A 14,390-nucleotide genomic window follows, 5' to 3' on the forward strand; every position below is an offset into this window, starting at 1 on the left:
GACTCCTCGAGTGCGACACCGGCCCGCGGGGGTTGAGGGAGGTAGGCCGGACCCAACACTATGTCGCCCGGACAGGAGCGGGGGCGCAGCGGCGCCGTGGATGCGGACCGAAACCCCTATGACGCGGAGGCGACGGGACGGGTGTGGCGTACTCGCGGGGCGGCGGAGCCGCGCAGGGAAGCGTTCGGACGGCCGCCCGGTCGCCTGCGCCTACGTCGACTCCAGATCCGCTGGAAACGCCTTCCACTCGTGCGTGGGGAGGGAGGTGTGCCCCTGCCCCCGGTTCTGCGTGTCACTGAGGTCGACCGCCGCAGGTTTTCCCGCGCTTCTACATAGTGGGTGCCCGTGTCCGAATGGCAGCATCTGTGAAAACCGTTCGGGACTGTCATCGCAGCGTCCCGCCCAGCAGCTTCATGCTGTGCGCTTCCGGGAGGGCGCGGGACGCGGGTGCTTCGCCTCCGCGCGGCGGGCGGTGTGGTCGTGCGGCGGCGCCTCCGCCGGCGCAACAGGGCGCGTCCCCATGCGCTCAACCTGACTCCGCTTTCTCTGCCACCTCCGCCTCCGTGAGGCGGGGCCCTCCGGGCGTGAGGCGACCGGCGGAAGGTCAGGAAGGCCCACTCCCGTGCGCCTCGTGTGCCCGTGCGCCTCGTGTGCCCGTGCACCTCGTGTGCCCGTGCGGGGGCGCCCGTTGCGCCCGCGCGGCCTCCGCGGCGTCCTCAAGCGGTCGGGCCCGGCCGCCGGTACCGCGCGCCGGAAGGGCGCACACCGGCGGCCGGGGCGGTCGGTTTCGGGCCTACGGGTGCGCCGCGCCGATGCGCGGGGCCGCGCCGCCGCGCAGCTCCCGCTCGTGGGGGAAGCGGGCGGCGCCGAGTGCGGGTTCCAGGTCGGAGAGCCAGACGGCCTTCTCGTCGTAGCGGGCGAAGAAGGGCCTTCCCACGAGCTCGGGGTCGCGGGCCTGGATGAAGTGGCAGACGAACACCTTCTCGCCGGCCACCTCGGCAACCCCGTCGATGCACACCTTGCCGGGCGTGGCCGACATGGAGGGCCCGCGCACGGTGCGCGCCAGGCCGGAGACCTCGGCGAAGGCGCCGCGGAAGATCTCGTAGGCCTCGGCCAGCGGGACGGCGAAGTAGTCCTGGGGCCCGGTGTCGCGCTCGACGAACATGTAGTAGGGCACCATGCCGTGGCGGACGTGGCTGCGCCACATGCTCGCCCATGTGGCCGGGTCGTCGTTGATGGTGCGGATCAGCGGCGCCTGGGTTCGGATGACCGCGCCTGTGTCGCGGATGCGCGCGACGGCCTTGCGGACCAGGTCGGGCGCCATCTCGTTGGGGTGGGAGAAGTGCGCCATGAACGCGAGGTTCTTGCCTGCGGCGACGACCTCCTCGAACAGGCGCAGCGTGCCCTCCGCATCGGGGTCGGTGGTGAAGCGCTGCGGCCAGTAGGCCAGCGACTTCGTGCCGATGCGGATCGACTCCAGGGTCTCCACGCCCAGCAGCGGCTCGATGTAGCGCCGCAGCACCGACTCGCCCATGATCATCGGATCGCCGCCGGTGAGCAGGACGCTCGTGACCTCGGGGTGCCGGTGCAGGTACTCGACCAGATGGTCGACCTCGCTGGAGGCGAACTTGAGGTCGGGCTCGCCGACGAACTGCGCCCAGCGGAAGCAGTACGTGCAGTAGGCGTGGCAGGTCTGGCCCTGTTTGGGGAAGAACAGCACGGTCTCGTGGTACTTGTGCTGCATGCCCTCCAGCGGGTCCTTGCCCGTGGAGGTGGGGACGTTGAGCTCCATCTGCCCGGCCGGGTGGGGGTTCAGCCGCGCGCGGATCTCGTTGGCCGCGCGGTTGACCTCCGACCGGGCTGCGTCCTGGCGCAGCAGGTCGGCCATCCGGGAGACGTCGGCGGAGGGCAGCATGTCCGCTTGGGGGAAGACCAGCCGGTAGATCGGATCGTCCGGCGCGGCGTCCCAGTCGATCAGCTCGTCGACGACGTAGCTGTTGACCCGGAACGGCAGCACCGTGGCGACCGCTCGGACCGCGAGGCGCTCGGCCTCGCCCAGACCGGCGCGAGCCGTGAGCTCGTCCAGGTGCTTCGTCGTGTAGGCACGAAACCGGCGCCCGGTCGACTCGGGCGGGGACGGTGCCGCGTCGTGCGTCAAGCTCACGTGTCTCCTTTCCTGGGGGCGACGGCCCGCCGTGCGGGTGCAGCAGGGCAGGCGGTAGCCGGGGAGCCCGCGGTCGGCGGGCTTCCCGCGAATCATGGACCAGCTGTTGTGGGCCGGAAGGGACGATTGTCCCGAACCGGCCGAAGGTCGGTCTTACCCGAATCCCTATGGTTCGTACCCAGTTTCCCGCCGCCAACTGCTGAGCAGGGCCTTTTCACACTCCTGTGGACGCCGCGGGGCGGGGGGCGGGCACCGCTGCGCGTAGCCTGGGCGCGTACGGTCAGGCGCGCCTGGGTGCGGGGGGCGCGGGGCGTGAGGCGAGAGGGTCGGCCGCGGCCTGTGCGTCCCGCGGCCGGGGCTGACGGTCAGGGTCGGGAATGACGGCCTCGGCCAGGGGCTGACGGTCGGGGCCGGGGGCAGGGTCGGGGCCGGGGGCCGATCCCTGGCCGACGTTAACGGCGATCGAATGAGGGGGGCGGGTGACCACACCGCAGGCGGGCGCCCGTGACGGGCGCGGCGGGCCGGTCATCGCCCTGGACGCGATGGGCGGCGACCACGGTCCGCGGGAGGCGGTCAGAGGCGCCGTCCGGGCTGTGCGCGAACACGGACTGCGCGTCGTGCTGGTCGGCAGACGCGCCGAGGTCGCCCGGCTGCTCGCCGAGGAGGAGGCCGTGGGCGCCATGCCCGTCCTGCACGCGGAGGACGCGCTGGCCATGCATGAGGGCGCGCTGGCGAGCTGGCGCCGTCCGCGGTCCAGCGTCGCGGTGGCCTGCAAGCTCATCCGCCAAGGCGAGGCGAGCGCGCTGGTCTCGGCCGGGTCCACCGGCGGCGTGGTCGCCACCTCGACGGTGCGGCTGCGCACCCAGCAGGGGATCATGCGGCCGGCGCTGGCCGTGGCGCTGCCGACGCGGCCGCGCCCCACCATCCTGCTCGACGCGGGCGCCAACGCCGACGCCAAGCCCGAGATGCTGGTGCAGTTCGCGCACTTGGGCGCCGCTTACGCCCGCAGCGCGTTCGGCGTGGAGGAACCGCGGGTGGCGATGCTGACCATCGGCTCGGAGCCGGGCAAGGGCAACCGGCTGGCCCGCAAGACCGCCGAACTGCTGACGGCCGCCGCCGCGCAGGCGCCGCACGCCACGCGGCTGGACTTCCGCGGCAACGTGGAGGGCCACGACCTCCTCGCGGGCGAGGTCGACGTGGTGGTCACCGACGGGTTCACCGGCAACGTCGCGCTGAAGTCGGTCGAAGGCGCGGTGCGTTTCACGTTGCAGGCCGTGGGAGAGGCGATGACCTCGACCACCATCGCCAAGGCCGGGTCCCTGCTGCAGCGCAGGGCGCTGCGCGAGCTGCGCGACCGGCTGGACAGCGACACCTACGGCGGCGCGGTGCTGCTGGGGCTCAACGGCAGCGTGGTCATGGCCCACGGCGCCAGTCGCGCACCGGCGATCGAGCGCGCCTGCCTGCTCGCCCACGACCTGACCTCCGGCGGGATCAGCGAGGAGGTGCGCAGCCGGGTCCAGGCCGCGGCGCGCACCGCCCGGCGGCCACGCCTGGGAGCGGCCGAGGACCAGGCGCGTTAGCCGGTGCCCGCGGTCTGGCCGGGGCGTTCGGCACGTTCGGGGGGTCCGGGCGCGGGTGTCCGGGCGCGGGGGTCCGGGTGGCCGGGGGCAAGTGTCCGGGGCGCACCGACCTTCGTGTTGGCGCGGGCCCGGGGCACCCGGGGCACAGCGCCTCCCGCGGCGGCGGTCAGGGCGCGCAGCGCCGCGCGTCGGCCCGCACCGGGCCTGTGGAAACCGCACCGGGGCGGTATGGCAGGTCGGTAGGCTTGACGTCATGGCCGACCCGCAGGAGATCCTCGCAGCACGGGTCCAGTCCGCACTCGGCGCCGCACTGGGCGCCGATTTCGCCGAGACCGACCCCGTCATCCGTCCGTCCCAGTTCGCCGACTACCAGGCCAACGCCGCACTGGCGCTGGCCAAGCGACTCGGCCGAGCCCCGCGCGACGTCGCCGCCGACATCGTCGCGCACCTGGACGTCGGCGACATGTGCCGCGAGGTCGAGATCAGCGGCCCCGGCTTCGTGAACCTGACCCTGCGCGACGACTGGATCGCCGGGCAGGCGCAGAACCAGCTGGACGACCCGCGCGCGGGCGTGCCGCGCCAGGACGCCCAGACCGTGGCGATCGACTACTCCGCGCCCAATGTCGCCAAGGAGATGCACGTCGGGCACCTGCGCACCACCGTGGTGGGCGACGCCCTGGCGCGCGTGCTGGAGGCGCTGGGCCACGGCGTGGTCCGCCAGAACCACATCGGCGACTGGGGCACGCCCTTCGGCATGCTCATCGAGCACCTGCTCGACTCAGGCGAGGGCTCGGCCGAGGCCGAGCTGGTCAAGACCGACCCCAACGCCTTCTACCAGGCCGCACGCGAGAAGTTCGACGGCTCGCCGGAGTTCGCGGCGCGGGCACGCAAGCGTGTGGTGGAGCTGCAGGCGGGCGACCCCGAGACCCTGCGGCTCTGGCAGGAGCTGGTCGACCTCTCCACGGTCTACTTCAACCGGATCTACGCCAAGCTCGACGTCACGCTCACCGACGCCGACCTCGCCGGCGAGAGCAAGTACAACGACATGCTCCCCGGTATCTGCGAGGAGCTGGAGCGGCGGGGCATCGCCGAGATCAGCGAGGGCGCGCTGTGCGTCTTCCTCGACGGCTTCACCGGCCGCGAGGGCAAGCCGGTGCCGCTGATCGTGCGCAAGAGCGACGGCGGCTACGGCTACGGCACCACCGACCTGGCCACGGTCAAGTACCGGGTCGAGGAGCTGGGCGCCCACCGCCTGCTCTACGTCATCGGCGCGCCGCAGTCCCTCCACCTGCGGATGGTGTGGGAGACCGCGCGCAAGGCCGGATGGCTGCCCGAGGGCGTCGACCCCGTCCACGTGCAGATCGGCAACGTGCTCGGCTCCGACGGCAAGATCCTGCGCACCCGCAGCGGCAAGCCCATCCGGCTGATGGAGCTGCTGGACGAGGCGGTGGAGCGCGCGGCCAAGGTGGTCGCCGACAACCGTCCCGACCTGGACGAGGACACCCGCGCCGGCATCGCCCGCGAGGTCGGCATCGGGGCGGTCAAGTACGCCGACCTCTCGGTCTCCCACGACACCGAGTACGTCTTCGACTACGACCGGATGCTGGCGCTGAACGGCAACACCGGCCCTTATCTGCAGTACGCGACCGCGCGTATCCGCTCCATCTTCCGCAAGGGCGGGGTCGACCCCGCGGCCGCGGCGGGCCCGGTCGCGATCACCGAGCCGGCCGAACGCGAGCTGGCGCTGTCCCTCCTGGGCTTCGGCCCGGCCGTGGCCTCCGTGGGCGCGACCCTGGAGCCGCACCGGCTGTGCACCTACCTGTTCGACCTCGCGCAGGCGTTCACCGGGTTCTTCGAGAACTGCCCAGTCCTCCAGGCCGAGGACCCGGCGGTGCGCGAGTCCCGCTTCGCGCTGATCGCGGCCACCCTGCGCACCTTGGAGAGCGGTCTGAACCTGCTGGGTGTGCGCGCACCGGAGCAGATGTAACCACCGCAGCACGCCCGGGGGAGATCCACGGGCGCGCAAGCGATGGGGTGATGAGAGCGGCGGATGGCCCGCCCCGCGGTAGTCGGCCCGGGTGGCAGTGGTTGGGCGCGCGACGGGGCAGCGAGGACGGCGGGGGATCGAGCCCGCGACCATCGGCCCCGCCGCCCCCGGTTGAACTCCCAACGAGGCAGCGACGGCGGCGGATGGTCGAGCCCGCGCCCATCGGCCCGGGTGCCGGTGGTTGGGCGCACGACGAAGCAGCGACGACAGCGGGGGGTCAAGCCCGCGACCATCGGCCCGGGTGCCGGTGGTTGGGCGCACGACGAAGCAGCGACGACGGCGGATGGCCCGCCCCGCGGTAGTCGGCCCGGGTGGCAGTGGTTGGGCGCGCGACGGGGCAGCGACGGCGGCGGGGGATCGAGCCCGCGACCATCGGCTCGGGTGCCCGATGGTTGCGCACGCGACGGGGCAGCGACGGCGGCGGATGGTCGAGCCCGCGACCATCGGCCCGGCTGCCCCCGGTAACCCATCCGACGAGGCGGTAACGGCGGTGGATGGTGAGCCCACGATCATCGGCTCGGCTGCCCGAGGATTGGGCACGCGACGGGGCAGCGACGGCGGTGGGTGGTCCGGCCCGCGATGATCGGTCCGGCTGCTGCTGCCGATGCGCAAGTTGGGGCGGCGGGGTGGCGGGTCCCTGCGCGAGGCAGGGAGGCGAAGAACCGGGCAAATTGCCCGGGAGAGGCGATGAGACCCGCCGGATGCACACGGCGGTACCCCGGAGCGCCGCAGCACCCGTCCACGTAAGGCGATTCCTCCTCATATGTCCGGATTACACCCCGCATAGAAGACCCTACGTCGCCGCCGACGGCGACGAGACCCGCCGAATGCATGCCTGAAGGGCCTCCAGCGACGGTTTCCGGCGGCTCGTCGCCCCGGGGGCGGTCGCAACACCCGGGGAAACAGACAAAACGGGGCAAGAAGGCGTCACGTTTCCGAATGGCGAAAGCGTGGCGGATGGCGGCGGCGCCGCGCTGGTTTGAGCTCGACTCGTACTCCCCCGGCGGTTCACCTGCAGGCGGTATACCCGAAATTTCCCCGCCAGGTCCGCCACCGGTGCCGGTACTCGCCGCTTCACCGCCTTCGCCCCCGCCGCCCCCGCCGCCCCCGTTGGTCGTGGCATCGGCGGCGCCGTGCTCGGTGGGCGCGGGGTCGACCACCCGCGTCCGTGACGAACCGGGCGGGCCGTGTTCCTTCCCCGAGGGGTCGCGCGCCTCCGCCGCCTCTGCGTTGGCGCTCGCCGGGGATCGCCCTGCGGGACGCACGGTGACGGTGGGCAATCTGGAGGTGTTCGGCTTTGAGGAGGTGGACACGCCCGTGCAGCGCCCCGTGCGCCGCTCGTGCGCTGGGCGGACGGGAGGGGGCCGGTTGAGGCGGCGGCTCAGGCCGGGGTGCAGGTCAGCCGGGGGTTTCCGTTGTCGCCCCTAGCGCTGCCGATGAAGCCGAACTCGGTGCTCTCCCCGGCGGCCAACTCGCCGTTGCGGCCGACGTCGCTCACGGTATAGCTGCCCCCGCCGCCGGACACCTCGGCGTTCCACGCGTGGTGGATCCTCTGGCCGTCGGGGAAGTCCACGGCCACCCGCCAGCCGTTGATCGGTGCGTCGGCGCTGACCGTGACCTCGGCCTGGAAGCCGCTGGACCACTCGTTGGTCACCGAGTAGCCGACCGCGCAGCCCCCGCTGGGCTCCGCCCCCGAGCCGGACGGCTCCTCACCGCCTGCCTGGGTGCCCTGGGGCGCCGTGCCGCCGTCCGGCCCTTCCGCGCCGGCGCCGCCCTGGCCCCTTCCGTCGGCCTCGGCCTGCTCCGACTCCTCCGGCGAGGGCTCCGCGGGCGTCGCCGAGGGCGCGCGGGCTTCGGCGGAGCTCTGCTGCTGGCCGTCGGCCACCGGCGCCTGGCTCGTGCTCGGGCTCGCGCTCGCCTCGTGCGGGGACGGAGGCGGTGGCGGATCGGCCACGTCCACTTCGGTGTCCCCGCCGCTCAGCACCATGCCCGCGATCAGCAGCCCGCTGCAGGCCAGCCCGCCGGACACGGCTCCGGCCGCGAGCAGGCGGCGCTTGCGCCGCTCCCGCCTGCGCCGCGCCATCCGGGTGGGGGCCGGCTCCGCGTCGTGCGTGTCGCTGCTCATACGGATCGCTGACTATTCGGGGGGATGAACGCGCCGGCGCCGGTTCCGTGGAAGGCAGGGGACCCGCGGCGCCCAGGCAGCACAAGGGTACAACGCGGACACATCCGCACAAGGCGGACGCGGCCGGATCCGACCGCCGCCGACTGCATCGTCCGGCTGCGGGCGGGCGAGCACAGGCACCGACGCGGCCGATGCGGTCAGTAGGGGTAGTCGGTGTACTCGTCCGTGGGCGTGCTGTCGGGAGACTCGGGGATGTCCCAGTCGCCGTCCTGCCACGGCGGCGAATCCGGATGGCCGTCGCCCGGCCCGTCTCCCGACCCCGGGCCGCCGCCGTCCTGCCAGTCCTGCCATTCCCGCCAGTCGCGGCCGTCGCCGTCCTGCTCCCCTCCGGAGCCGGATCCGGCGCCCGCGCCGGAGCCCGTGCCGCCGTCCGCACCGTCTCCGCCTTGGGCCGGCGCGCTGCTCTCGGTCTCCGGGACCGCAACGGGGGCCGATGCTTCGGCGGAGATCTGCTGCCTGCCGTCGTCCACCGGGGCCGGGGTCGGGGATGCGCTGGCGCCGCCGGGCGGCGGTGGCGGGTCGTCCACCCCGACTTCGGTGCCCTCGCCGCTCAGCGCCATGCCCATGATGAGCACACCGCTGCAGGCCAGGCCGGCGGTCAGGACACCGGCCGCGAGCAGGCGGCGCTTGCGGCGCCGTTCCTGCCTGCGCCGAGCGGTCCGGGTCAGGACCGGCTCCGCGCCGTGCGTATCGCTGCTCATACGGATCGCTGACTTCTCGGGGGACGGGCGCACAGGCGCCGGTTCCATAGGGTGCAGGGGACCCACGGCGCACAGGCTCCACAAGGGTACAACGCGTCCATCCCGGACCGAGGCCGCAAAGCACCGCATCCGGACGGATCACCCTCCGGGAATGTGAGATACGCGATAGCGGAATGCGTGAAAGGCGACCGAAAGCAGTCTTTCACCGAGGGCCGATACCCCTTGACCGTCGCGCACCGGCAATGGGGAACCGCGCGTGCGCCCCGGAGAATCCCCCGCCGTCCGGCGAGTAACCCCAGGTGCGATGCCGAAAGGCGTTGAAACGGGATATTAGCCTGAGATAGATCGAAACGAGGGGAAAGCAGACATGAACCCACACTCGTCCGAAGGCTACGACTTCGGCCCCGCGCCGGGCCACTGGCATCTGGATCCCATCCACTCCTGCATCATCTTCGTCGCCCGCTACCTGCGCTACGGCCGGGTTCAGGGTACGTTCAGCGACGCCAAGGGAGCGGTGATGGTGGCCGAGGACCCCATGCAGTCCAAGGTCGACGTCGGTATCCGCGCGTCCTCGGTCAACACGGGTGTGCAGGCGCGCGACGACCACCTGCGGTCCGCGGACTTCCTGGATGTGCAGAACCACCCCGAGATCAGGTTCACCAGCACCCGGATCGAGGAGCGCGCCGTGCAGAAGCGCACCTTCCTCCTCCACGGCGACCTCACGATCCACGGCACCACGCGGCCGATCACCCTCGACTGCCAGTGGGCGGGCGAGGCCCCCGACTACGCGAGCCCCGAGGACACCTACGGGCACTTCTTCGCCGGCAACGCCCAGATCCGGCTGTCGGACTTCGGCGTGGGCGACGGCGGGCCCGTGCCCTGGGGAGGCCGCCTGGTCGGCGACACCATCGACATCGTCCTCGAACTGCGGGTCCAGGACACCGACCCGATCCACTTCCAGCGCCAGATCGGCCACGTGGCCTGACGGCCCCGCACCGGCGCCGCCCGAAGGTCTGGTGATCAGCCTTCGGCCAGCAGTTCCTCGATCTCGGCGCGCTCCGGCATGGAGGGCGCCGCTCCGTGCCGCTGAACGGACAGGGCGGCGGCCGCGGCGGCGAAGCGCAGCGCGTCCTCGGGCCCGCGCCCCTCCGCCCGGGCGACGGCGAACGCGCCGCAGAACGTGTCGCCCGCGGCCGTGGTGTCGACCGGGACCACACGGCGGGCCGGCACGTGGACGGGCTCTTCGCCCCGCGCTCCGTAGAGGGAGCCGTCCTCGCCGAGCGTGATGATCGCCTCGGGCACCGTGCGCAGCAGCGCCGCCAGCGCCTCGCGCGGATCGGTCTCACCGGTGATGGCCGCGGCCTCGTGCTGGTTGGGCACCAGCAGGTCCACGGCCTCAAGCAGCTCAGCGGGCAGCTCCCGTGCGGGCGCCGGGGTCAGCACGGTCGGTACACCCGCGGCGCGCCCGGCGCGCGCGGCCGCGACGACCCCCTCCATCGGCAGCTCCAGCTGCAGGAGCAGGGCCGCGCTGCCCTCGATCAGCGCCGCGTCACCGTCGAGCAGTCCGGTGACCTCGCCGTTGGCTCCGGGCACGACGATGATCGAGTTGGCGCCGTCCGCCTCCACCACGATGTGGGCGACCCCCGAGGCACCGGCCACCGTGCGCAGCCGCGACACCTCGACCCCGCACTCGACGAGGTTCGTGCGCAGCTGCGTGCCGAACGCGTCGTCGCCCACCGCCCCGAGGAAGGCCGTGTCGGCCCCGGCGCGGGCCGCCGCCACCGCCTGGTTGGCGCCCTTGCCGCCGGGAACCTGGGCGAAGCTCGTGCCCGTGACCGTCTCGCCCCTGCCGGGGGCGGCCTCGACGTAGGCGACGAGGTCGGTGTTCACGCTGCCGAAGACCGCGATGCGCGGCCGTACCGCGGGGGTGGTGGTCGAAGTCACGCCCCGAACCATATCGGCCGGCCTGCGTGCGCCGGAGCCGCCCCGCCCGGGCGTGCGGCCGCCGCAAGGCCGGTCAGGCGCCCGCCAGGCCCGCGGAGTCGGCCGCCGCGGACTCGTCCTCGGCTCCGCCGTCGAGGTCGACCATAACGGGTGCGTGGTCGGAGGCGCCCTTGCCCTTGCGCTCCTCGCGGTCGATCAGGGCGCCGGAGACGCGCGCGGCCAGCGCGGGCGAGGCCAGCACGAAGTCGATTCGCATGCCCTTGCGCTTGGGGAACGACAGCTGCTTGTAGTCCCAGTAGGTGTAGACGCCCGGACCGGGGGCGTAGGGGCGCACGACCTCGGTGAACCCGGCTTCGACGACGCTGGTGAACGCGTCGCGCTCGGGCTTGGTCACGTGCGTGCTGCCCTCGAACTCGGCCATGTCCCACACGTCGTCGTCCTGGGGAGCGACGTTGAAGTCGCCGCACAGCGCGATGCCGGCCTGCGGGTCCTCGGCCAGCCGCTCGGCGCCGTAGGCGCGCAGCGCCTCCAGCCAGCGCAGCTTGTAGGCGTAGTGGGGGTCGTCGATCTCGCGGCCGTTGGGCACGTACAGGCTCCACACCCGCACGCCGCCGCAGACGGCGCCCAGCGCCCGGGCCTCGGGCGCCTCGGGATCGCCCCAGCCGGGCTGGCCCGGGAAGCCGACCTGGACGTCCTCCAGCCCCACACGGGACAGGACCGCGACCCCGTTCCACTGCGACAGCCCGTGGTGGGCGACCTCGTAGCCGAGGTCGGTGAAGAGCTGGGTCGGGAACTGGTCGTCGCGGCACTTGGTCTCCTGCACGGCGGCGACGTCGACGTCGCTGCGCTGCAGCCACGCGGCGATCCGCTCGCCGCGTGCCCGGACACTGTTGACATTCCACGTCGCGATACGCACACCGCCAGGTTAGCGCGCGGGTATGACAGCACGCGCGCTCCCGAGGCGGCCGGTCACGGCAGCCGGCGAGGTGAGGGAGGGCGGGTGGCGGGTACGACCAGTCGACAGAAGAGGTCTCGGTGCGGCCGTCCTCCGCACCGAGACCTCTTTGCTTCGCGCGCAGCGCCGCCGCGCGCGACCGCCGCGGTTCCGCGGCGCCGGTACTCGATTTCCGTCGGTACCCGTTCGTGCCCAGTGAGACGGCCGGGGCGCCCGTTCGGTTCGCCTCGGAGCGCACGAATCCTCGCGCCGCTGCGATTCGGAGGCGGATCCGCGGCGCGTTATCAGCGATTTCCCAGCGCGTGCTCTGCCGGGTCCCAGCACTCTGCGCCATGCTGGCGCCAGGCCGCCGGCCGAACTGGACCGCGCGGCCCGCCGCCACGCGCCTGCGCGCAACCCGGACGTGCGGGGTCGTGGCGGCGGCGGGGCGCCGGGCACGGCGCGCGCCCGGCGTCCCCGCCGGCAAGGCGCCCCGGGCGCCACCGCTTCTGGCTCTGTGCGAGTCTCGTACGCCGCAAACGCGCGGGACGCGCGAGCGTGTCACCGCGTCCCAGGCCTGCGGCATCATGGGAGTCCAGGCCGGAGACCACTCCGGAACCGCTCAGAGGTGGAATGCATGCGTGAGACCGCGACACGCTCGCACGTACTGGTTATCGACGACGAGCCCAACATCCGCGACCTGGTGCAGGCGGCGCTGCGCTTCCACGGATTCAGCGTGGCGACCGGGGAGACGGGCGAGGCCTGCCTGGACATGGTGCGCGACCAGGGCGCCGACCTCATCGTGCTCGACGTGCTCCTGCCCGACATCAGCGGTTTCGAGGTCTGCCGTCAGCTGCGCGAATCCGGCGACGAGGTCCCCGTCATCTACCTCACCGCGCGCGACACGCCCTCCGACACCGTCACCGGGCTGTCGCTGGGCGGCGACGACTACGTCACCAAGCCGTTCTCCGTCGAGGCGCTGGTCGCGCGCGTGCACGCGCTGCTGCGCCGAACACGCCGCGACGACGGCGGGGGCGGCGAGTCCGACCGCACCGAGGAGGGCGTGCTGCGGGTCGGCGACCTCGAACTCAACGAGCGCAGCTGGACCGTGCGGCGCGCCGGAGTGCCCATCGAGCTGTCGCCGACCGAGTTCCGGCTGCTCGCCTACCTGATGAGCAACGCGGGCCAGGTGCTGACCCGCGCGCAGCTGCTGGAGAACGTGTGGGGGTGGGACTACGCCGGACAGTCCCAGATCGTGGAGACCTACGTCAGCTACCTGCGCCGCAAGCTCGACCCGCTCGGGCCCGCCCTGATACACACCCAGCGCGGCGTCGGGTACGCCCTGCGCACCCGGGACAGCACCTAGATGACCTACCGGGGAGGACTGCGCTGGCGGCTGCTGGTCGGGCTGCTCGCGGTCACCGGCACCGGCCTGCTGGTGACCTGCGTCGTCGGCTTCCTCACGCTGCGAAGCTTCATCACCGAGCGCATCGACGCCCAGCTCCAGCTCACCGCCGAGCGCGCGATGGTCCGCCTGGACAACGACACCCCGCCGGCGGGCGTGGACGCGCCCAGCCCGTCCCCCTACTTCGTGGTCCTTCTCGACAGCTCCACCGGCCAGATCACCCAGGTCTACGGCGACAGCTACCGCGAGGACGTCGTGCTGGACCGCATCCGCGCCATACCGCTGGAGGACTGGCGCGACTACGCCTCGACCGGCGAGATCTTCGAGCTGGAAGGCGTCGACGCCAACGTCGCCCCCTACCGCGCGACGGTGCGGCTGCGCACCGACACGATCATGGTCGCCGGAGTGCCCACGGGCGACCGCGAGCAGTACCCCTGGCAGCTGGTGATGACCCAGCTGGTCACGGCCACCCTGCTGCTGGGCGGGCTGACCCTGGCGGGCCGCTGGCTGATCGGCCGCGGCCTGCAGCCGCTCGACGACATGGCCACCACCGCCAACCGGATCAGCGTCGGCTCCGACATGTCGGTGCGGATGCCGGGCTCGGGCACCCACAGCGAGGCCGGGCGCCTGTCGCTGGCCATCAACACGATGCTGCAGCGCATCGAGGACGCGTTCGCCGCCCAGCGCGCCTCCGAGGAGCGGGTGCGCTCCTTCGCCGCCGACGCCTCCCACGAGCTGCGCACTCCGCTGACGACCATCCGGGGCTACGCCGAGCTGTACCGGCAGGGCGCCATCCCCGACGCCGAGCTGCCGGGGGCGATGGAGCGCATCGAGAACGAATCGCAGCGCATGAGCCGGCTCGTCGCCGAGCTGCTGGAGCTGGCGCGGCTGGACCGCACCGGTTCGCTCCAGCACGGCGAGGCCGACCTGGCCGTACTGTCCGAAGAGGTCGTGCGCGACGCACGTGCCCTGGAGCCCCAGCGCGAGTTCGTCCTGGAGGCGCCCTCGGAGCTGTGGTGCGTCGCCGACGAGGCGCGGCTGCGCCAGATCCTGGCCAACCTGCTGGCCAACGTCCGCGAGCACACCCCCGGCAAGACGCCGGTCGAGGTGCGGCTGCGCGCCGAGGGCGAGTACGCGGTGCTGGAGGTGGCCGACCAGGGCCCCGGCATGGCCGCCGACGACCTGCGGCGCGCCTTCGACCGCTTCTACCGCGGCAACCGCACCCCGGGCAGCGGGAGCGGGCTGGGCCTGTCCATCGTGCAGGCGATCGCCGACGCGCACGGCGGCGACGTCGACCTCGACTCGGCACCCGGCCGGGGCACCACGGTGCGGGTGCGGATCCCGCTGCGCACACCGGACCGGGACCCTGACACGGACTGAGCCACGCGGCTCCGCGGCCCCGCGGCGCTCCGGGACGTCCGCCATGCTTC

Annotated in this window: 10 protein-coding genes; 5 read left to right on the forward strand and 5 right to left on the reverse strand. The window is 73.0% G+C overall.

The features are described 5' to 3' along the window. Window positions 1-793: 793 nt before the first annotated feature. Window positions 794-2,164 (reverse strand): KamA family radical SAM protein, encoded by a 1,371-nt coding sequence (locus tag ABEA15_RS10905; RefSeq protein ID WP_345556541.1) that lies wholly within the window; start codon window positions 2,162-2,164, stop codon window positions 794-796. Between the two features lie 479 nt (window positions 2,165-2,643). Here ABEA15_RS10905 and plsX point away from each other — a divergent pair, with 479 nt between their 5' ends. Both plsX and argS read left to right on the forward strand, forming a co-directional pair. After that, entirely contained in the window at window positions 2,644-3,744 is a 1,101-nt protein-coding gene (gene plsX / locus ABEA15_RS10910; RefSeq protein ID WP_345556542.1) for a phosphate acyltransferase PlsX, read from the forward strand. 253 nt (window positions 3,745-3,997) lie between these two features. Then, window positions 3,998-5,731 (forward strand): arginine--tRNA ligase, encoded by a 1,734-nt coding sequence (gene argS / locus ABEA15_RS10915; protein WP_344142713.1) that lies wholly within the window; start codon window positions 3,998-4,000, stop codon window positions 5,729-5,731. Window positions 5,732-7,172: 1,441 nt separating this feature from the next. Here argS and ABEA15_RS10920 read toward each other — a convergent pair. Together ABEA15_RS10920 and ABEA15_RS10925 are read right to left on the reverse strand one after the other, a co-directional pair. Then, window positions 7,173-7,916, reverse strand: a complete 744-nt coding sequence (locus tag ABEA15_RS10920) for a cellulose binding domain-containing protein (RefSeq protein ID WP_345556543.1) — start codon at window positions 7,914-7,916, stop codon at window positions 7,173-7,175. Between the two features lie 197 nt (window positions 7,917-8,113). Beyond that, a complete protein-coding gene (locus ABEA15_RS10925) occupies window positions 8,114-8,677 on the reverse strand; it encodes a hypothetical protein (protein ID WP_344142710.1) in 564 nt (187 codons plus the stop codon). 367 nt (window positions 8,678-9,044) lie between these two features. Here ABEA15_RS10925 and ABEA15_RS10930 point away from each other — a divergent pair, with 367 nt between their 5' ends. Then, window positions 9,045-9,662, forward strand: a complete 618-nt coding sequence (locus ABEA15_RS10930) for a YceI family protein (RefSeq protein ID WP_344142709.1) — start codon at window positions 9,045-9,047, stop codon at window positions 9,660-9,662. A 35-nt stretch (window positions 9,663-9,697) separates the two neighbouring features. Here ABEA15_RS10930 and rbsK read toward each other — a convergent pair whose 3' ends face one another. Together rbsK and ABEA15_RS10940 are read right to left on the reverse strand one after the other, a co-directional pair. Then, a complete protein-coding gene (rbsK, locus tag ABEA15_RS10935) occupies window positions 9,698-10,621 on the reverse strand; it encodes a ribokinase (RefSeq protein ID WP_345556544.1) in 924 nt (307 codons plus the stop codon). 73 nt (window positions 10,622-10,694) lie between these two features. Beyond that, window positions 10,695-11,537, reverse strand: a complete 843-nt coding sequence (locus ABEA15_RS10940) for an exodeoxyribonuclease III (RefSeq protein ID WP_344142707.1) — start codon at window positions 11,535-11,537, stop codon at window positions 10,695-10,697. 655 nt (window positions 11,538-12,192) lie between these two features. Between ABEA15_RS10940 and ABEA15_RS10945 the strand changes: the two genes are divergently transcribed. Both ABEA15_RS10945 and ABEA15_RS10950 read left to right on the forward strand, forming a co-directional pair. Beyond that, the gene (locus ABEA15_RS10945; protein WP_345556545.1) at window positions 12,193-12,921 is read left to right on the forward strand and encodes a response regulator transcription factor; all 729 of its coding nucleotides are present in this window, start codon (window positions 12,193-12,195) and stop codon (window positions 12,919-12,921) included. Next, window positions 12,922-14,340: a sensor histidine kinase gene (locus ABEA15_RS10950; protein WP_345556546.1), complete on the forward strand. Its 1,419-nt coding sequence runs from the start codon at window positions 12,922-12,924 to the stop codon at window positions 14,338-14,340. Window positions 14,341-14,390: the final 50 nt, after the last annotated feature.

Source organism: Streptomonospora halophila (assembly GCF_039542725.1).
Taxonomy (GTDB): domain Bacteria; phylum Actinomycetota; class Actinomycetes; order Streptosporangiales; family Streptosporangiaceae; genus Streptomonospora; species Streptomonospora halophila.

Bases quoted from the DNA above. Each gene is read 5' to 3' on its own strand.
- argS (WP_344142713.1), top strand. From the start codon at position 3,998: ATGGCCGACCCGCAGGAGATCCTCGCAGCACGGGTCCAGTCCGCACTC.
- ABEA15_RS10920 (WP_345556543.1), bottom strand. From the start codon at position 7,916: ATGAGCAGCGACACGCACGACGCGGAGCCGGCCCCCACCCGGATGGCG.
- ABEA15_RS10925 (WP_344142710.1), bottom strand. From the start codon at position 8,677: ATGAGCAGCGATACGCACGGCGCGGAGCCGGTCCTGACCCGGACCGCT.
- ABEA15_RS10930 (WP_344142709.1), top strand. From the start codon at position 9,045: ATGAACCCACACTCGTCCGAAGGCTACGACTTCGGCCCCGCGCCGGGC.
- ABEA15_RS10945 (WP_345556545.1), top strand. From the start codon at position 12,193: ATGCGTGAGACCGCGACACGCTCGCACGTACTGGTTATCGACGACGAG.
- ABEA15_RS10950 (WP_345556546.1), top strand. From the start codon at position 12,922: ATGACCTACCGGGGAGGACTGCGCTGGCGGCTGCTGGTCGGGCTGCTC.